Source organism: Hallella bergensis DSM 17361, from assembly GCF_000160535.1.
Taxonomy (GTDB): domain Bacteria; phylum Bacteroidota; class Bacteroidia; order Bacteroidales; family Bacteroidaceae; genus Prevotella; species Prevotella bergensis.
In genome coordinates, this window is record NZ_GG704781.1 from 880,285 (window position 1) to 899,871 (window position 19,587).

Consider the following 19,587-nt stretch of genomic DNA (forward strand, 5'->3'; position numbering starts at 1 on the left):
AAGAGAGAAAAACCAAAAGATTGCAGCCCTTTTTTCAAGTTCGTATAAATCTGACTAACCATGCGACCGTCTACTGAGAGTCGCATGATTAGTCAGCAGCGCGGTGGTTACGAGAGCCGCTTACTCCAAGGGGATTCTGGCTACCCGTTACCGCGAAACCGCAAGATTTTACAGCGGATATTCGTCAAAAGCATAGAGCACCGTGGAAAGGTAGCGTTCGCCCGTGTCTGGCAGCAGAACCACCACGGTTTTACCTTCATTTTCCGAGCGTTTAGCGATTTTGGCGGCGGCGAACGCGGCGGCTCCGGAAGAGATACCCACCAACAATCCATCCTTGCCGGCCAGCATACGAGCGGTGCGAATGGCATCGTCATTGCCCACCTTCACCACTTCGTCCACCACACTGGCATCGTATGTCTCTGGGACGAAGCCTGCGCCGATACCCTGTATTTTATGCGATCCGGGCTTCCCACCACTGAGCACCGGTGACGTTTCTGGTTCCACGGCAATGATTTTCACGTCAGGGTTCTTCTCTTTCAAAAGCTTGCCCACGCCCGACACGGTACCACCAGTGCCCACGCCAGCGACAAAAACATCGACCTTCCCATCGGTGTCATTCCAGATTTCTACACCCGTGGTCTCGTAGTGATTCTGCGGGTTGGCCGGGTTGTCAAACTGCCCGAGGATCACTGAACCGGGGATGCTTTCGCAGAGTTCCTGCGCAGCTTTTATTGCACCTTTCATTCCCTCTGCACCACTCGTCAGGCGCACATCCGCTCCGTATGCCTTTACTAAGTTGCGACGCTCCTCGCTCATGGTTTCGGGCATGGTCAGGATCAGCTTGTAGCCTCTCGCAGCAGCCACCAAAGCCAAGCCAACACCGGTGTTTCCACTGGTTGGCTCGATGAGCGTGGCACCGGGTTTCAGGCGCCCGTCTTTCTCGGCAGCCTCAACCATGGCCAGGGCTATGCGATCCTTCACACTACCGCCGGGATTAAAAAACTCAACCTTGGCAACAAGAGGGGACTTCAAATGCTCTGCCTCTGAAAAACCAGGCAGTTCAACCAAAGGGGTTCGACCTATTAAATCCGTGATTTTCCTAAATACTTTTGTCATATCTTGTCTGCTTTTAAAGGGTTTAGTTACAAAACTAACATAAAATGTAGAAAAAAGCAAGCAAAAGTTCAGAAAAAATTGACAAAAAATCTCATCTGAGATGCTTCGAATTTGTCAAATAGTATGACAAAAAACAGGGTATTTTGTATAGGATCATCCAGAGAAAAAAGCGCCATGTTTCGCGCGGTCTGAAACCGTTGGAGCGGAACTAAAATGTTAGGGGTCGTGCGATTCGGGCTTCCTGGTCGTGCGTTTGGGGCTCATCGGTCGTGCGAAAACAGCCTTGTCGCCCTGCGATTCGAGCCTATTCGCCCTGCCATAAGATATCCAATCGCAGCCGATACCATCGAGGCTAAAGGGGCAAAATTTTACAAAATTCTGATTATCAACACACTATGAATATCCGTTATTTTAGCATTTTTTCGAGCGAAAGGAAGATTGTTTTTGAATTTTCGAAGTGTGAAGAAGGATTTGTCAAGAAAAAACGACAAATCCTTCATGTTCGAATGCCTATCATTCCACCCCACGCATCTGTGCATTACCCTTTGACGAGTCAGCCTCGAGCTGATCTTTTCGCGACTTGGACTTCACCACAAGTCCCACACCTGTGAACACAAGGATGATGGCCACAGCCTGGGGCCATGTAAAGACGCCCAAGCCCATCAGAACAGTAATCACAACCGACACGATAGGTTGCACATAATTATACACGCTGACCACCGTGGGGCGCAACACACGCTGGCCGGCAATGGAAAGCAAATAGCTGACAAATGTGCCAAAAACCACCACGTAGCCTGTTTCGAGCCAGGTTTTGACTGGAATGTCGGCCCACGACAATCCCACCACATGGACAGCGGAGAAAGGGAGTATCAGGATTGCCGACCAGGCAAACATCCACTTGTTCACTGTGACGACGCTGTATTTCTTGATAAGATGATTGAACACGGAAAGATAAAGCGCAAACGACATTTGCGCACCCATGCACATCAGATCACCCCGGACATCACCCACTCGGCCATCGGCTGCAGACATACTGGTGAGAACGAGCATGACCGCCCCACAGCATCCCGCAAAAACGCCTCCGGCCTTCCTCCACGTGATGGGTTCTTTCAGGATGAAAAAAGAGAGAATCATGGCAAAGATAGGCATCGAAGTTGTGACGATGCTCGCGTTGACAGGCGATGTGAAACTCAGCCCCACGGTGTAAAGGCATTGGTTGAACACGATGCCGAGCAATGCAGCTCCGGCAAAGAGGAATCTGTCACGACGGGGGACACGCTCCGACTTGACAAAAAAAGAGGCGGTCCAAAATAAAACAGCGGCTCCCAAGACCCTGAAACTCACCATGGAGATGCCGTCCAAGCCATTGTTCATGGCATCCTTGCCCAGTGGCGCCATCAGCCCCCATATTGCCGCGGCCGTAAGCATGCTTAGATGAGCCCGAAAAGGTTTAATATTGTTCATTTTGTTACATATCCTAAAAAACATCCCAAAGATACGAATAAAAACTGATTGAGGGTTTGCGAATAAAGTTTTTTTTACTATATTTGCCACAAAACGAGAAACCTGACAACATGGAAATTTACGCAGATTATATCCAGCAAATAGAGATCGATTCGCTATGGGGAAACCGCAAGCACATTATTTGGAATCTCGACCGACAGGTAAATATTCTGAGCGGTGTGAACGGCGTGGGCAAATCGACGATAATCAACAGGGTAACCAAAGCTCTTGCTGAAGGCAAAAGGCTGGGTGACAACGTGATTCAGGGTATACACGTGAAATGTGTGCCGGAGGACACAACCCACATACGCTACGATATTATCAGGAGCTTCGACCGCCCCCTGCTCAATGCCAAGACGTTGAACCAGATTAACCTGTCTCTCGTTACGGAACTTGACTGGCAGCTGTTCCAACTCCAGCGTAGATATTTGGACTATCAGGTGAACATTGGCAATCGCATCATACAGGTGTTGCAAAGCGGCAACTCTGATGCTGCACAGCAACTGTCAGAGCCGAAAAAGAAATTTCAGGATATCGTAGACTCATTGTTTGCCGACACCGGTAAGAAAATCATCAGGACAGAAAACGAGATACGCTTCAGCCAGATAGGTGAAGAATTAGTACCCTACCAGCTTTCGAGCGGGGAGAAGCAAATTCTTGCCATATTGCTCACCGTGCTTGTGCAAGACAACCAAAACTATGTTCTATTTATGGATGAGCCGGAGGTGAGCCTCCACGTTGAATGGCAAAAGCAGCTGATCGACCTGATACTCGACCTTAATCCAAACGTACAGATTATCCTGACAACGCACAGTCCTGCCGTCATTATGAACGGATGGATGGACAAGGTGACCGAGGTGAGTGACATCACGGTTTCGGAATAGTTGGTTCCTGCCACAGCAGGCATGCGTGTGTGGCTCTTCCACAAACTGTTGCGTACCGCTTGTCTGCCAGCAGTCAAACAATCGAAGAAAACATGGGTAAACGACTATACGACAATCTAAATTCATCCTATTTTGAAGCGGCCAACCGTCTCAAATCCAAAAGCTCCAGACAGAAGATAGTGGCTTATGTAGAAAGCTATGATGATGTTTTTTTCTGGAGACAGATTCTGAGTCAATTTGAAACGGACAAGTTCTATTTTGAAGTCATGCTGCCCTCACGCATCAAGCGATTAGAGCGTGGTAAAAAGGCGGTGTTGATGCAATTGCTGTTCAACAAGGTGGGGCAAAACATGATTGCCTGTGTTGATGCAGACTACGACTACCTGGAACAGGGGGCCACCGCCACATCGAAAGAAATCAACACAAACCCCTATATCTTCCACACCTACGCTTATGCTATTGAGAATCTGCAATGCTATGCAGAGTCACTTCACAATGTGTGCGTGGCGGTAACGCTGAACGACCACCACGTCTTTGATATTGAAAAATATCTTGCCGACTATTCAGAAGCTATCTTTCCACTGTTCGTGTGGAGTATATGGTATTACCGAACGCCCAACTACAACCAGTTCACCATCACGCATTTCCTTAATATTATAAAAACCGGTCACTTTTCGTTCAACAACGCAGGCAATATCATCAGAAACGTCAGGCGCAAGGTTGGCAGGAAAGTGGAACAGCTGCAGCAGATGAATCCAAATGCCCGGGAAAGTTATGCACAGGTAAAAGAGGACATCAAGAGGTTAGGCGTAACGCCGAAAACAACATATCTCTACATTCAGGGGCATCACCTGTTTAACAAAGTCGTGGTGCCGATGTTGGTCAAGATATGTGAGAGATTGATGAGGGAACGCGAGAGAGAAATAACAAGCCAGAGCGTACACGGAACCCAGCGTCGCAACGAACTGACGTGCTACACCAACAGTGTGGAAGACGTTATCCCCATGCTGAGGAAGAACTACGGATACATGCGTTCTGAACAATTCCAGGTCATCAAGGCAGATGTGGCCAAGTTTATTGAAAACTTTGAAAGAAACATGAACGACAAAGCGCCAAAGCAAGAACAAAACACATAACCATCAACAAGATATAGCACATGAAAAAAATGATTACCACCGCGCTTTTCATTGGCGTATGCACGTTCGGTGCTCATGCACAACTGCTTTATAAGATTTCTGGAAATGGTCTGGAAAAGCCTTCTTACATCATAGGAACGCACCATCTGGCCAATACAGGGTTTGTCAACAAGATCGCCGGTCTTACCGATGCACTCACCAACACGGATCAAGTGTACGGCGAACTGTCGTGGGATGACGCAATGAATCCGGACAGTTTGAAATACATGCAGGCTGCCATGGTTTTGCCAGAGGGGAAAAAACTGAAGGACGTGCTCACTGCTGAGCAATACGCGAAGCTCAACTCCTATCTGAAAAAAGCCATGCAGGTTGACCTCAGCAACCCATTGGTGGCGGCGCAGATGGGTTCGATGACACCCATGGCCATGACCAATCAACTCACCTTGCTCTCATTCATGATGAAACACATGGGCGAATTTGACCCCACAAATACTTTCGACCAGTATTTCCAAGCACAGGCCAAGAAGAACAACGAGTATGTGGGCGGGCTGGAGACAGTGGCCTTTCAAACGGAAACCCTGTTCAAAAGCTTCCCCATGAGTCGCCAAGTAGAGCTGTTGATGTGCTTCCTCGACCACACGGAGTTCACTGAGCAGATGAACGAAGAGATAAGTAAGGCCTTCTATGCACAAGATCTGGATGCCCTGAATGCGGCGATGGATAAAAAGCTGAACAACAGTTGCGACAACAAACCTGAGGAAGACGACCGGCTTATCAACAGCCGCAATGCAGACTGGCTTGCCAAAATGCCTGCCATTATGGCTGCCAAGCCTACTTTCTTTGCTGTGGGAGCAGGCCATCTGCCCGGTGAAAAAGGAGTGCTCGAGGGACTTAAAAAGCTGGGATACACCGTGGAGGGAGTTCGATAGCTATGCAATCGCAGAAGCGTTGACAATCCGTGCTGTCAACCATAAATATAGATACATCTATACAAGAAGAAATGGGAAAGAACAACAGCGACCTGAACCTGTCACGTAGAAAGTTCCTAAGACAGCTTGGCATGGGTGTAGGTTCTGCAGCCTTGCTCAGCATTGAACCTTTGACAAGTCTTGCCGGCCTCAGAAAGAAACCCGCACGTCTCTACGAAGGAAATGACAACCAAGATAAAGCAGCCATGACCTATCGCGTAAACCGCCATACCCAAGACAAGATTTCTCTGTTGGGCTATGGCATGATGCGTCTGCCCAAAAAGGATGGGAAAATAGATCAGGACATGGTGAATCAGGAGGTTGACTACGCCCTTGCACATGGTATCAACTATTTCGACACCGCACCAGCCTATCCTGGGTCGGAAATAGCTACGGGTATAGCTCTAAGCCGGCATCCACGCAAGTCATATCACCTTGCCACCAAGATGTCTAACTTCGGTGATACAAGCTTTGAGGCAAGCAAAGCCATGTATGAGGAATCGTTCAGACGACTGCAAACCGACTATTTTGACTATTATCTCCTCCACTCCGTAGGTGGCGGCGATGGCATGGGATTGTTCAACAAGCGATTTGTGGACAATGGGGTGCTCGACTTTCTGTGTAAGGAACGCGATGCCGGGCGAATACGTAACCTTGGGTTCTCCTATCATGGGGATGTCAAGGTGTTCGATTGGTTGATTGATCACAGCGAGGAGTTTGGGTTCACCTTTGTGCAGATCGAGATGAACTATATTGACTGGAGGCATGCCAAACAAGGACACAAGGTTGACGCTGATGCCGAGTATCTCTATGCCAAATGTGAGAAGGCCGGCTTGCAATGTGTTGTGATGGAGCCTTTGCTTGGTGGTCGTCTGGCCAAAGTACCGGAGGATGTCAGAAAGGAATTTGCAGAACGACGACCCGATGCTTCCCCTGCTTCATGGGCATTTCGCTGGGTTGGGTCACATCCTAATATCTTGGTGACACTCAGTGGTATGACAACCATGGCTGTGTTACAGGAAAACGTAAGAACCTTCTCCCCTCTCGACCCATGTACAACACAAGAAAATGACTTTATTGCCAAGATTGCCGACCACATGGCGGGGATTCCCGTCATCCCTTGTACCAACTGCCACTACTGTCTGCCCTGCCCATATGGAGTTGCGATTCCAACAAACTTTACTGTGTATAATGAAGCAGTGAATAACAAGTCAGCTCCAACAGACAAGACGGCCCCTGATTATGCTGCAAAGCAAAAGGCCTTCTATGAAAAATATAATGCTTCGATTCCAGAAGAAGGACGAGCCATTCAGTGTGTGGATTGTGAAGCGTGCCTGCCTAAATGTCCTCAGCAGATTCGTATTCCCAACCAAATGGCAAGGCTTGTGGAAATGCTACGGATAGAAGAGGCATAAAGCACAAGGCGGCCAACATCACATGATGCTGTAAGGATAAGAAAAGCAAGGGCGGAGTTGGTAAGATTACTCAAGCCGCCCTTGCTGTTAGATTTTACAGTTTTCCTTGATTACCCAAGCCGCCCTTGCTGTTAGAACCTATAGTTTTCCTTGGTCGCCCAAGTAGCTGTCTTTAAACCCTAAGAAGTACAAAACGCCATCAAGTCCGAGCGTGTTGATACTTTGGCGGGCATTAGCCACCACCCGAGGCTTGGCATGGAAAGCAATTCCCAGTCCGGCTTCGCTAATCATGGGAAGATCATTCGCCCCGTCTCCTACGGCAATGGTCTGGGCAAGATTGACCCGCTCAACCTGAGCAATGAGTTTCAATAGCTCGGCTTTGCGCTTCCCATCTACAATCTCGCCGACATACCTGCCCGTAAGCTTACCGTCGTCATCTATTTCAAGCTCATTGGCATACACATAGTCAATACCAAAGAGCCTCTGAAGGTATTCGCCAAAGAAAGTAAACCCTCCACTCAAAATCGCAATCTTATAGCCACATCTTTTCAAAACTTTCATCAGTCGGGGCACCCCTTCCGTGATGGGCAGGCTCTCGGCAATCTCCTGCATCACGCCCACATCAAGTCCTTTGAGCAGTTCTACTCGCTCCCGGAAGCTCTCCTTGAAGTCAATTTCGCCCCTCATGGCTCGCTCCGTAATGGCCTTGACCTGTTCACCAACACCGGCACGCTCGGCTAATTCGTCAATACATTCGGTCTGAATGAGTGTAGAGTCCATATCGAAACAAATCAGACGGCGCATGCGACGGTACATATCGTCTTTTTGAAAAGAAAAGTCTATGCCCATCTCCTGCGACACTCTCATCAGTTCCGCCTGCATCAACTGCCGGTCGGCAGGGGTACCTCGTAAAGAGAATTCAATGCACGCCCTGACGTTTCGCTCAGGATGCTTGATGCTCAGACGTCCCGTAAGGCGGAGAATGGAGTCGATATTGAGCCCCTGAGAAGCAATAATATTGGTGGCTTGCTCTATGTTGTGTGCCGTAAGCGTGCGGCCAATGACCGTTAATATATAACGATTCTTTCCCTGTTGGTTCACCCAAGCCTCATACTCGTCATCTGTAATCGGCGAAAAACCTATATTTACGCCCAGGTCGTTGGCCATGAAAAGTAACTCTTTCATAACCTGTCCCGAATTGGTTTCGTCCGTCCTGATAAGTATGCCGAGTGACAATGTGGAATGAATGTCTGCCTGACCAATATCTAAAATCTCTGCATCATAACGAGCCAAAATGGCCATGATAGACGAGGTCATGCCCAAACGATCCTGCCCGGTAATGCTAATTAATATCTGTTCCTCCTTATTTTTGAGTCCTTCCATGCTAAAATGCGTTTATTATGCAAAGGTAATATAAAATATGTGTTGCCCGACTCGTTTTGTCATTTAATTTGTAACTTTGCATTACAGTTTTACAAAGCCATTATAATTAAGGAGACAATAATCATATGAATACTCAGGAAACTCCGGTGCTGCTTCTTACAGGATATCTTGGAAGCGGTAAAACCACATTATTAAATAAGATTTTAGCGAATGAGAAAGGTTTGAAATTCGCAGTCATCGTGAACGATATCGGCGAGGTGAACATTGATGCCAGCCTGATAGAAAAAGGTGGTGTTGTGGGACAGGGAGACGACAGCCTTGTGGCCTTGCAAAACGGATGTATATGCTGTACGCTGAAGATGGATTTGGTGAAACAACTCCACGATATCATCAACATGAATCGGTTCGACTACATTGTCATCGAGGCCAGTGGCATCTGCGAGCCAGCACCCATTGCCCAAACGATCTGTTCCTACCCTCAAATGATGGCACCCGAGATGATGAAGAATGGCATTGCACGATTGGATGCCATCGTCACAGTGGTGGATGCCCTGCGCATGCGCGATGAATTTGGATTAGGCGACGAATTGAAAAAGGCGAACAAGGACGAGGAGGACTTGGCAAGCTTGGTGATACAACAAATAGAATTTTGCAATATCATATTGCTGAACAAGGCTTCAGAGATAAGCGAGGATGACCTAAGACACCTGAAAGCCATCATCCGTGAGATTCAACCCAAGGCCAAAATCATGGAGTGCGACTATGGCAACGTGGAACTTGACAAACTGCTCAACACCCGGACATTCGACTTCGAGCAGGTAGCCACTTCTGCACGATGGATTGATGCCATCGAGGGACACGACCATGAGCACGGCGAAGAACAAGGTCACCACCACGACCACCATCACCATGAATTGGAAAATGAAGAGTCAGGCGAGGCTTTGGAATACGGCATAGAGACATTCGTATATTGCAGGCGCAAGGCGATGAACCTCGGACGATTTGACGAATTAGTAGCCCGGAAATGGCCGCGTAGCGTGATCCGGGCGAAAGGCGTATGTTATTTCAGTGACGAGAGAGACACATGCTACCTGTTTGAACAAGCCGGCCGCCAATTCAACATCACCAATGCCGGCCAATGGTATGCCACGATGGCCAAGGATGAACTTGACAATTTCATGGCGCAAAATCCAGGTTTACAAAGAGATTGGGACGAAAAATATGGCGACAGAATGCAGAAGATCGTGTTCATAGGCCAAGGCATGAATCGGAAAGACATAGAAACCGCTTTGGACAACTGTCTGGAAGAATAATCAAACCATCAAACGGATAAGAATATATGGAAGGGAAGTTGACAATTACACCGGATGAGCTTCGGCAAATAATCACTTTGCGAACCCATCTCCAAGAAACCATTGGACAGTCTTTGGACGATGACGACGAGGCCTTGCTCCATGATTTCATAAACCAGGGCATCATGAACGGCAGGTTCAACCGTGATGTTTTTGGGTTAAACCCCGTGCTCTCTTCTCTCCAAACAGCCCAAATCGCCGCAGAAGACATGGGATTGGGCCGCGATGGTATTGTGGCAACAATACTCTACGGCAGCCTGCCGGAAGATGAAGAAACCACCAAACTGATAACCGGGAAGTTTGGCAAGAATGTAACACACATCATCCACGGACTTTCGAAGATACAAAAACTCTACGAAAAAAATCCAGTTATCGAAAGCGAAAACTTTCGCAACCTCTTACTGAGTTTCGCCGAAGACATGCGCGTCATTCTTATCATGATTGCCGATCGGGTGAACGTGATGCGCCAAATCAGAGACACCCAAAACACCGAAGCCAAGCATCGGGTGGCTGAAGAAGCCAGCTATCTGTATGCCCCATTAGCCCATAAATTAGGACTTTACACGCTGAAGAGCGAATTGGAGGATCTTTCTCTTAAATATTTGGAGCACGATGCTTACTACATGATCAGTGAAAAACTGAATGCCACCAAACGTTCACGCGACGCATACATTGAACGCTTTATCGCCCCAATAGAAGAAAAATTAAAAGAAGCCGGCCTGAAATTCCACATGAAAGGACGCACCAAGTCGATTCACTCCATTTGGCAGAAGATGAAAAAGCAGAAGTGTGGCTTCGAAGGGATATACGATCTCTTTGCCATCCGCATTATCATCGACTCGCCCAAAGAAAGAGAGAAGCAGCAATGTTGGCAGGCTTACTCCATCGTGACCGATATGTACCAGCCCAACCCCAAGCGACTGCGCGACTGGCTCTCGGTGCCCAAATCAAACGGCTACGAGAGCTTGCACATCACAGTGCTTGGCCCGGAGAAGAAATGGGTAGAGGTTCAGATTCGCACCGAGCGCATGGACGACATTGCAGAGCACGGACTGGCTGCACACTGGCGATACAAAGGCGTGAAGAGCGGCGGACAGATGGACGAGTGGCTGGCCAACATCAGGACGGCACTCGAAGCCGGCGACAACCTGCAGATGATGGATCAGTTCAAAATGTCCTTGGCTCCGGAAGAGGTGTACGTGTTCACACCGAAAGGCGACCTCATCAAATTTCCCGCCGGGGCAACAGTACTCGACTTTGCCTATCGCATCCACTCCAAAGTTGGCAACACCTGCGTAGGAGGCAAAATCAACGGCAAGGCAGTCCCCATTCGCGAGCAACTGCACTCGGGAGACACCGTGGAGGTGCTCACTTCGAACAGCCAAACGCCCAAAAGGGACTGGATAAGCATTGTCAAGACCACCAAAGCCAAGTCAAAGATAAGACTTGCGCTGAAAGAAACCACCATCAAGGACGGCCTGTATGCCAAAGAATTGCTGGAACGAAGATTCAGAAACCGGAAGATCGAGATGGAGGAAACCTATATGGGGCAACTCGTCAAGAAACTGGGTTTCAAAGAGGTTTCCGACTTCTATAAACAGATCGCGGATGGCAAACTCGACCCCAACGAGGTGATAGAAGGATATATTGAGGTTCGCAATCATGTGCAAAACACGGGACGAGACCACGAGGCTCGGTCGGCCGATAATTTCGAGTTCGAGAACCCGAACAAGGAAATCGTGGAGGAAAACGAAGACATCCTCACCATTGACAAAGACCTGAAAGGCATTGACCACCAGCTTGCACCATGCTGCAAACCTATCTACGGCGACCGTATCTTTGGCTTTGTTACCGTGAACGGCACCGTGAAGATTCACCGCCAGAACTGTCCGAACGCTCCCGAACTGCGTCGCCGGTTTGGCTATCGCATCGTCAAGGCACGCTGGAGCGGCAAGAACGCCTCGAAATATGCCATCACCTTGCGTGTCATTGGCAACGACGACATCGGTGTTGTATCCAACATTACCAACATCATTTCAAAAGATGAGAAGGTGGTGATGCGCTCGATCAACATCGACTCCAACGACGGACTGTTTTCGGGCAACATTGTTGTGCAGCTTGAGGATACCAACAGACTGCAAGAGATCATCAAGAAACTGCAATCCGTCAAAGGCGTGAAAAACGTGCAACGTATATAAACCGCATCATGACTACACGGGCACGGTACAGGCAATGGATGCCTGTCCGCCCGGCAGTTCAGAAGTTTATAGCGAATAAAAGCAGTGGAAATAGTTAGCTATCAACTTGACACCAACCATTGGAATGCACATGCGGAATGCCTTCAGGATGTTCAAGAGCAGAAAGAAGCCCGTTGGTGTCGGGTAAAACCCTGAAGCACGAATGGCTCGTATTTTTCTTGACAAACACCCGTTCATATTTCGATAATTTGAAAATAAAAACATCTTACGCCGAAATTCGCGAAAACTTCTTCAATCCGCACTACTTTGATTATCAACCATTTAGTAAAACCCCTCTTTCGTCATCCGTTTCGACGCTCACCGTTGAGTATCGAACGGCCATGCGATTAAGGCTTAGTCGCACTGCGGATTGGCTTCCGTCGCACGATGGTCAAGCCCGAATCGCACTGCGAAAGGATATCAACCGCAAAGCCTCCTTTATTTTTCGTCCATTCCGACTAATTATTCCGCCAAAAACATGGCGTCTTTTTCTTTAGATGCTCCGAAAATAAACGTCAGAATTTGGTCATTTCATTTGACAAACTTCAGCAACGCGGCATGCAGTCCCGCCATCCCATACGCAAGGGAGCCGACCCTTTTGGCCGGCTCCCTTGCGTATGGTTTGCAGAACAAAGATAGTCTACATCTTACCAATAATCCCCTTTGTGGATGCTTGGATGAAATCGATAATGTTGCGGATTTCGGGACTGTCGGGCACCTGATCGTTTATCTGGAGCACAGCATCAAATGCACTGTTCTGCCCATGGAACACTAATCGGTGGGCATTGGCCACGTGTTTCTGTATACGTTCTTCTATTCCAGCCATAGTCATCATCTTGGAGTTGATGCCTCTGTATTTCACAGGCTTGCCGCCTGCAACGATGTAAGGTGGTATGTCCTTGGAGAATGTGGTTCCTGCCTGAATCATAGCCAGGTCGCCAACACGCGTCCCAGCATTCTCGATGACCGATGAGGAGAAGATCACCCCATTGCCAATCACGCAGTCGCCGGCAATCTTTGTGCCATACCCCATCACGTTGTGGTTGCCTATCTTGGTGTCGTGACTCACGTGAGCACCTTCCATCAGGAAGTTGTCGTCGCCAATAACGGTTTGTCCTCCGGCGTGCGTGGCCCGATTGATCACCACATTCTCGCGTATGGTGTTGTTGTTGCCGATGATGAGTTCGGTCTCCTCACCCTTAAAATTAAAGTCTTGTGGTAGGGCACCAAGCACTGTGCTCTGGTGTACACTGTTATTGTTGCCCATCTTGGTTCCGTTGAGAATACTCACAAAGGGGAAGATGGTGCAGTTGTCACCAATCTCCACATTATCCTCGATATAGACGAATGGGTATATCTTGCAGCCGTCTCCGATTTTCGCTTTTGGAGAAACCACGGCCTGTGGACTGATTTCTTTTGCCATAATTGTCTGCCCCGTCCCTCCCGGCTTAGGAGGTTGCCCAGTGTTGCAGTGGGGTCATTGACTGGTTATGATTGTTGATTTATACTTTTGCCCGCACCCCTTGGGGCGGGGTGGTCGGAGTGGTTCTTATCGTGTCCCGCCTCCAAGAGCCTGGTAAAGGTTGACCACGGCCTGCATCTTGCTGAAGTCATCGGCCACCTTGGAGAGTTGCACGTTGAGCAAGTTGCTCTCGGCAGTGATCACTTCAAGATAGGTGCTTCCAGCCATGTCGAGCAGGATATGGGTTTGTTCCACATTTTTCTTGAGCACTTCGATCTGTTTGGCCTCAATGGAGCTCTTCTCCTGGGAACTGTTGTAGAGCACCAGGGCGTTGCTCACCTCGTTTCCTGCGGTGAGTATGCTGTTCTGCCAAGTGTTGTATGCCTGCTTATATTTTGCTTCAGCCACACGCAGCCCAGCTACGATTTTGCCATTCATAAAAATGGGCTGGGTGAGCGATGCGACAGCCGAGAGCAGCCATTGCCCCGGGTTGATCATGCCCTTACCATTGCTAAATCCACCGGTTCCGCTGATGTTGATGTTCGGATAGAAGTTGGCACGCGCTTTTTCCACGTCGTAGAAGCATGCGGCCAGTGCCATTTCGTTGGCATGTACATCAGGCCTGTTGCGCAGGAGCTGTATGCCTACGCCTGTGGAGAATCTCGCAGGCAGGTCTTGTTCGTCCAGCTTTCCGCGGGTAATTGTCTGTGCAGGTTCGCCCAACAGTAGGCTGAGACTATTCTCCATCTCGCGCACCTGGCGCTTGAGGTCGGCCTTGCGGGTGAGCACCGAGTAATAGTTTGACTCCGCCGCCTGCACAGCGGTGGAACGATAGCCCATGCGACTGTTTTTCATCGCCTCCATTTGCGTCCACGTTTTCTTGGTCAGAGTTTCCATCTCCTGCACCAATTCCATCTGCCGGTCGAGCATGAGGAGCGTGTAATAGAGGTTGGCCACGCCCGAGACAAGCGATGTTTTCACACTCAACTGGTAGTCCTGCATCTGGATGAGCGACACCTGTGCGGCGCGCTTGGCTGCTGTCAGACCGCCAAAGAGCGGAACGTTCCAACTGGCTGTCACGGGGAGGTCGTACGACTTGGTGGTATTGTCGTTGAAACGGGTGATGTTACCCTGCGGTGTAAAGACGAACTGCGGCAGGAAGGCCAGCTTGGCCGCCTTGAGTTGTGCCTGTGCCATCTCGATGTTCAAGGCGGCATTGAGCAGATTGGGGTTGTTGTCCAAGGCTTTCTGGATGAGCCTTTGCAGCTGTGGGTCGGTGAAAACCTCGCGCCAAGCCATGTTGCCGAAGCTCAGCGTGTCGGTCGATACCAGCGTGTCGGTTAGCGAAAGCGAGTCGCGGATCAATCCGCGGGTATTCACCTCGGGTCGTTCGTATTTACCATAGAGACTCTTACAACCCGACATCGACAGCAGCGTTAGGGTTCCTAATATGATATTTCTAATGATTTTCATAACTTGTTCATTGTATATCGCCCCGCTCCCCATGCATACCTTGATGGATGGGGAGAGGGAGGCGGGTTATCTGTCGTGCTGATTGTTGTTGGCCGAAAGCATTCCCGGCTGTGCGTACTGCTCCAGCTCGGCGTTGGCCTCGTGGTTAACTTCGTCGTCAAAGACGATAGGTGTAAACCTCTCTTGTAACCACTGGAATATGACAAATAGTGCCGGCACCACAAAAACCTGTATAAGCGTACCGATGAGCATACCACCCACGGCTGCTGCTCCAAGCGTCTGGTTGCCGTTCTTGCCTACGCCGGAGGCAAACATCAAGGGCAGAAGTCCGATAATCAAGGCCAGAGAGGTCATCAGAATGGGGCGCAAACGGGCTGCGGCACCAAGTATGGCGGCATAGCGTAAGGCCATACCCATACGACGACGCTCCAGGGCAAATTGGACGATCAGAATAGCGTTCTTGGCCAGCAGTCCAATCAGCATGATCAGAGAAATCTGCATGTAGATGTCGTTGGAGTGACCGAAGAGGTTGGTAAAGAGGAAGGCTCCGGCAAGTCCGAAGGGCACCGACAGCAACACCGATAACGGCAGTAGGTAACTCTCGTATTGCGCACTCAGGATGAGATACACGAATACGAAGCAGAGCAGGAAGATAAGAGCCGTTGAATTGCTCGACTCGGCTTCCGAACGAGTCAGTCCTGAATACTCATAGCCATAGCCCTCGGGGAGGTATTCGGCAGCCACTTCCTCACAGGCCTTCAGCACATCGCCTGAGGTGTAGTCTGCATTGGGAGTGATGTTAAGATTGATGGCGGTGAAAAGATTGAAGCGTCCAATGTTAGAAGGCCCGTACACCCGCTTCAGGGTGACAAACTCCGACACCGGAGCCATGTTGCCTGCACCTACGCGAACATAGATGTTGCTCATGTCCTCAGGTCGCATTCTACTGGCCACTTCGCCTTGCACCATCACGCGATAGAGCTTGCCATAGGCATTAAAGTTCGATGCATAGAGGCCGCCGTAGTAGCCTTGTAATGTCGCAAGAACCGCAGTGGGCGATGTACCCGCCCGTTTACATTTGGCTACATCGACATCGACCATGTACTGGGGATAGTTAGGGTTGTACGAGGTCATGGCATTTTGTATCTCAGGGCGCTTGTTAAGCTCCTTCAGATAGCCTTGTGCGATGCCAAAGAACCTATTCAAGTCTCCACCGGTCTTGTCCTGCAGCGTCATTGCAACGCTGTTGTTGGCCGAGAATCCCGGTATCATAGGTGGTCCGAAAGCAAGGATCTGGGCATCTTTAATGGTAGCCGTCTGCTTGTAAATCATTCCGAGTACCATGTTGGCATCCATCGGATTGATGAACAGTTGCTCTACGCCCTTGCCGGTAATCACGCCCCATAGCCGGGCAAATAGGTTCTTGGGCGCACGGTAATCGAAATCTTGCAGCTTGATAATAAAGGTGGCTTGGTTTGAACCTTGACCGGCAATGAAGTTGAATCCCGTTATGGCCTCACGACGCTTAATAGCCGGATTAGATGCCAGCATTTTGTCCACCTGATCCACAATTTGCTGGGTGCGGCTCTGACTTGTGCCCGGTGCCGCAGACACGGTAACAAACAGTGTGCCCGTGTCCTCGTTAGGCACAAGACCAGTACTCGTTGTTGCCATACTGAAAATGAGCACACCAATACCTGCCACAACAATAATGGCAGTGACAATGCGGTGCCCTATCAGTCGGCTCACACCCTTCTTGTATTTCTCGGTAGCCCTGTTGAACACACGATTAAAGCCGTTGTGGAACCGGTCTATGAACGTAGCGTTCGTTTCATCCTCCTCTTCCTTGTGGGGTTTGAGGAATATGGCGCACAAAGCGGGCGATAAAGTCAGCGCGTTGATGGCCGAGATGATGATCGAAACCGCCATCGTTATACCGAACTCACGGTAGAATGTACCCGACGTGCCGCCTATAAACGATACCGGAACAAACACAGACGACATCACCAATGTGATGGAAATGATGGCACCCGAAATCTCATTCATGGCGTCGATCGCTGCCGTTAGCGCACTCTTGTAGCCCTGGTCTAACTTGGCATGTACTGCCTCGACCACCACGATGGCATCGTCTACCACGATGGCGATGGCCAGAAGCAAGGCCGAGAGGGTGAGTAGGTTGATGGAGAAACCAAACATCCAAAGGAAAAGAAAGGTTCCCATCAGTGCCACCGGTACCGCAATCATCGGTATCAGCGTTGAGCGGATGTCTTGTAAGAATATGTAAACCACGAGGAATACCAAGAGCAGGGTGATGACAAGCGTAAAGACCACCTCCTGTATCGATGCGAACAGGAATTCGGTCACGTCTTGCTCGATAGTATATATCATTCCAGGCGGCATACTCTTCTGTGCTTCATCGAGAGCCTCTTTCACGTCGGTGGCAATCTGCGTGGCATTTGAACCGGCCACTTGCTGCACCATACCCATCGCGGCAGGTTTGTCGTTGCTCTTCAGATTCACGCTATACATCAGACTACCCAGCTCTACTTTGGCCACGTCCTTGAGGTAAAGCGTCTCGCCGGTGGGCTTGCTCGTAATAATAATGTTCTCGAACTCAGGCACCGTAGAGAGTCTTCCCTTATAGCGTAGGGCGTACTCATAGGACATATCGCTCTGCTCGCCGAGCGATCCCGGCGCTGCCTCTATGTTCTGCTCAGAGAGAATACCAATGATATCGGTCGGAACCAGCCCGTACTGCTTCATCTTGTCCGGGCGAAGCCATATGCGCATGGAGTAGTCGGCTACCGATGGGCTCTGTACGTCACCCACTCCGCCAACACGTTTCAGCAGCGGAACAATGTTGATGTTATTGTAGTTGGTTAGGAACTTACCGTCGTAGCGTCCATCCTCCGTGGTCAGTGAGTATATGATAACGTTGGAAGTTTGCCGTTTCAGCACCGTCACTCCCACCCGATTCACCTCGGCTGGCAACAGTGCCTGAGCCTGCGATACACGGTTTTGCACGTTCACGGCAGCCATATCGGGATTAATGCCCTGTTTAAAAAATATGGTAATGTTGGCCGATCCTGAATTGGTGGCCGTGGAGGTCATATAGGTCATGCCCTCCACACCGTTGATGCTTTCCTCCAACGGTGTGATAACGGAGTTCATCACCGTCTTGGCATCCGCACCCTGATAGCTTGTATACACCGTGATGGTAGGCGGTGCGATGTCAGGATACTGCTCGATGGGCAGCGACACCAAGCCAATTAAACCCAGCAACACGAAGAACACGGATATCACCGTGGACAGCACCGGGCGTTTTATAAAGTTTGAAAATGACATATTTTCTGTGTTTTATCGATTTGAAATCGTCTCGCGGAGACGGTTCTATGCATCTTATTTTCCACCCATGGCTTTGGCAAACTCACTGGCATCGCCTTGGGCAGCTCCCATTTCCTGGGCTTTCTTGATTTTGTTCATGTACTGCGCCTCGGATATAGGCTTAATTTCCATGTTGTCTTCCAACTTTGATATGCCGTTGGTCACAATGCGGTCTCCTGCATGCAGTCCCTCGGTCACAATATAATTTTGGCCGTCGTTTTGGTCGTGGACTTTTATTTCGGTGTATTTCACCTTGTTGTCCTTATCCACAATATACACGAAAATCTTATCCTGTACTGGCACAGCAGACTCCTGCGGCACCACAATGGCATTGCTGCTGACCTGCGGAACGACAATCCGTCCGGCTCCACCGCTCTTGAGTAAACGTTCAGGGTTGGGGAAATGGGCTATGAGCGAGTAAGAACCCGTGGCGGCATCGATCACACCACTCATCTTGACCACCTTGCCCGGATGGTTGTAAATGGTGCCGTCAGCCATCTGTAATTTCACCGAAGGCATCTCATTGATGGCGGCGGCAGCACTTCCTACATTCTTCGACATGGCGAGAATTTCGCCCTCACTCATTGAGAAGAACACCTCCATGGTCGATATATTCGACACCGTCGTCAGCGCATTGGATGCACTCACGAGCGTTCCCACCTTGAAAGGAAGACTCCCCACGATACCCGCAGCTGGGGCTTTGACCGTACACCAGCCCAGGGTTTCGCGAGCAGAAACAAGTCCGGCCTGTGCCTGTGCAACGGCCGCCTGAGCCGTGGCATAATTGTTCTGTGAGGAAGACAACTCATATTGACCAATGATATTTTGCTCAAAGAGTTTCTTGTTGTTCTCATAGGTTATCTGAGCAGTGTTGGCTCTCGATTTGGCTGTGTTCAGCGCAGCCTGCGCCTGACGCACACTGGCCTTATAAGTCTCGCTGTCTATCACAAACATCACCTGTCCGGCCTTTACCGTCTGACCCTCGTGGACAAGTACCTTCGTGATAAATCCAGATATTTTCGGGCGCACGTCCACATCCTGAATACCCTTAATGGTAGCGGGATAAGTGGTTTGCAGATCTGCGTTCCGGGTACCAACCGTACGCACGGGAAACTCATTGTCTCCAAACTTTGGCATGCCACTGCCACCCTTTCCACCACACGATGCAAGGGCAACGACTGTTGCAGCAACGTACAAACAATTCTTAATTCTCATACCTATTCTATAGTTTATATTTATATTCAGTTGATTCTTATCCTGGACATGTATGTTTT

13 protein-coding genes are annotated in these 19,587 nt (G+C 49.5%); 6 read left to right on the plus strand and 7 right to left on the minus strand.

Going from position 1 to position 19,587, the window contains the following annotated elements; translation table 11 throughout:
* Positions 1–168: 168 nt before the first annotated feature.
* Both cysK and HMPREF0645_RS07540 read right to left on the minus strand, forming a co-directional pair.
* A complete protein-coding gene (gene cysK / locus HMPREF0645_RS07535) occupies positions 169–1,116 on the minus strand; it encodes a cysteine synthase A (RefSeq protein WP_007174349.1) in 948 nt (315 codons plus the stop codon).
* 513 nt (positions 1,117–1,629) lie between these two features.
* A complete protein-coding gene (locus HMPREF0645_RS07540) occupies positions 1,630–2,580 on the minus strand; it encodes a DMT family transporter (RefSeq protein WP_044123370.1) in 951 nt (316 codons plus the stop codon).
* Positions 2,581–2,690: 110 nt separating this feature from the next.
* Here HMPREF0645_RS07540 and HMPREF0645_RS07545 point away from each other — a divergent pair, with 110 nt between their 5' ends.
* From HMPREF0645_RS07545 to HMPREF0645_RS07560, 4 genes are all read left to right on the plus strand, one after another.
* Positions 2,691–3,503, plus strand: a complete 813-nt coding sequence (locus tag HMPREF0645_RS07545) for an AAA family ATPase (protein ID WP_044123371.1) — start codon at positions 2,691–2,693, stop codon at positions 3,501–3,503.
* Between the two features lie 92 nt (positions 3,504–3,595).
* On the plus strand, positions 3,596–4,639 hold the full coding sequence (locus HMPREF0645_RS07550; protein WP_007174354.1) for a DUF4435 domain-containing protein: 1,044 nt from the start codon (positions 3,596–3,598) through the stop codon (positions 4,637–4,639).
* Positions 4,640–4,659: 20 nt separating this feature from the next.
* Positions 4,660–5,568 carry a TraB/GumN family protein gene (locus tag HMPREF0645_RS07555; RefSeq protein ID WP_007174355.1) on the plus strand — a complete coding sequence of 303 codons (909 nt, stop codon included), beginning with the start codon at positions 4,660–4,662 and terminating at the stop codon, positions 5,566–5,568.
* A 71-nt stretch (positions 5,569–5,639) separates the two neighbouring features.
* Complete coding sequence (locus HMPREF0645_RS07560) at positions 5,640–7,022, plus strand: aldo/keto reductase (protein WP_007174356.1); 1,383 nt, start codon at positions 5,640–5,642, stop codon at positions 7,020–7,022.
* Between the two features lie 138 nt (positions 7,023–7,160).
* On the opposite strand, the gene serB is transcribed toward HMPREF0645_RS07560, so the two are convergent.
* Positions 7,161–8,405 carry a phosphoserine phosphatase SerB gene (gene serB, locus HMPREF0645_RS07565; protein WP_007174357.1) on the minus strand — a complete coding sequence of 415 codons (1,245 nt, stop codon included), beginning with the start codon at positions 8,403–8,405 and terminating at the stop codon, positions 7,161–7,163.
* Between the two features lie 125 nt (positions 8,406–8,530).
* Here serB and HMPREF0645_RS07570 point away from each other — a divergent pair, with 125 nt between their 5' ends.
* Both HMPREF0645_RS07570 and HMPREF0645_RS07575 read left to right on the plus strand, forming a co-directional pair.
* Positions 8,531–9,718 (plus strand): CobW family GTP-binding protein, encoded by a 1,188-nt coding sequence (locus tag HMPREF0645_RS07570; RefSeq protein WP_007174358.1) that lies wholly within the window; start codon positions 8,531–8,533, stop codon positions 9,716–9,718.
* Positions 9,719–9,744: 26 nt separating this feature from the next.
* On the plus strand, positions 9,745–11,955 hold the full coding sequence (locus HMPREF0645_RS07575) for a RelA/SpoT family protein (RefSeq protein WP_007174359.1): 2,211 nt from the start codon (positions 9,745–9,747) through the stop codon (positions 11,953–11,955).
* A gap of 679 nt (positions 11,956–12,634) precedes the next feature.
* Here HMPREF0645_RS07575 and lpxA read toward each other — a convergent pair.
* From lpxA to HMPREF0645_RS07595, 4 genes are all read right to left on the minus strand, one after another.
* Positions 12,635–13,417: an acyl-ACP--UDP-N-acetylglucosamine O-acyltransferase gene (gene lpxA / locus HMPREF0645_RS07580; protein WP_007174361.1), complete on the minus strand. Its 783-nt coding sequence runs from the start codon at positions 13,415–13,417 to the stop codon at positions 12,635–12,637.
* Between the two features lie 126 nt (positions 13,418–13,543).
* Positions 13,544–14,929, minus strand: coding sequence for a TolC family protein (locus tag HMPREF0645_RS07585; protein ID WP_044123373.1), 1,386 nt, complete (start codon positions 14,927–14,929; stop codon positions 13,544–13,546).
* A 66-nt stretch (positions 14,930–14,995) separates the two neighbouring features.
* On the minus strand, positions 14,996–18,274 hold the full coding sequence (locus HMPREF0645_RS07590) for an efflux RND transporter permease subunit (RefSeq protein ID WP_007174363.1): 3,279 nt from the start codon (positions 18,272–18,274) through the stop codon (positions 14,996–14,998).
* A gap of 54 nt (positions 18,275–18,328) precedes the next feature.
* Complete coding sequence (locus HMPREF0645_RS07595) at positions 18,329–19,528, minus strand: efflux RND transporter periplasmic adaptor subunit (protein WP_007174364.1); 1,200 nt, start codon at positions 19,526–19,528, stop codon at positions 18,329–18,331.
* Positions 19,529–19,587: the final 59 nt, after the last annotated feature.

Excerpts from the sequence above, each read along its gene's own strand:
- cysK (WP_007174349.1), bottom strand. The coding sequence starts at position 1,116 with ATGACAAAAGTATTTAGGAAAATCACGGATTTAATAGGTCGAACCCCT.
- HMPREF0645_RS07540 (WP_044123370.1), bottom strand. The coding sequence starts at position 2,580 with ATGAACAATATTAAACCTTTTCGGGCTCATCTAAGCATGCTTACGGCC.
- HMPREF0645_RS07545 (WP_044123371.1), top strand. The coding sequence starts at position 2,691 with ATGGAAATTTACGCAGATTATATCCAGCAAATAGAGATCGATTCGCTA.
- HMPREF0645_RS07550 (WP_007174354.1), top strand. The coding sequence starts at position 3,596 with ATGGGTAAACGACTATACGACAATCTAAATTCATCCTATTTTGAAGCG.
- HMPREF0645_RS07555 (WP_007174355.1), top strand. The coding sequence starts at position 4,660 with ATGAAAAAAATGATTACCACCGCGCTTTTCATTGGCGTATGCACGTTC.
- HMPREF0645_RS07560 (WP_007174356.1), top strand. The coding sequence starts at position 5,640 with ATGGGAAAGAACAACAGCGACCTGAACCTGTCACGTAGAAAGTTCCTA.
- serB (WP_007174357.1), bottom strand. The coding sequence starts at position 8,405 with ATGGAAGGACTCAAAAATAAGGAGGAACAGATATTAATTAGCATTACC.
- HMPREF0645_RS07570 (WP_007174358.1), top strand. The coding sequence starts at position 8,531 with ATGAATACTCAGGAAACTCCGGTGCTGCTTCTTACAGGATATCTTGGA.
- HMPREF0645_RS07575 (WP_007174359.1), top strand. The coding sequence starts at position 9,745 with ATGGAAGGGAAGTTGACAATTACACCGGATGAGCTTCGGCAAATAATC.
- lpxA (WP_007174361.1), bottom strand. The coding sequence starts at position 13,417 with ATGGCAAAAGAAATCAGTCCACAGGCCGTGGTTTCTCCAAAAGCGAAA.
- HMPREF0645_RS07585 (WP_044123373.1), bottom strand. The coding sequence starts at position 14,929 with ATGAAAATCATTAGAAATATCATATTAGGAACCCTAACGCTGCTGTCG.
- HMPREF0645_RS07590 (WP_007174363.1), bottom strand. The coding sequence starts at position 18,274 with ATGTCATTTTCAAACTTTATAAAACGCCCGGTGCTGTCCACGGTGATA.
- HMPREF0645_RS07595 (WP_007174364.1), bottom strand. The coding sequence starts at position 19,528 with ATGAGAATTAAGAATTGTTTGTACGTTGCTGCAACAGTCGTTGCCCTT.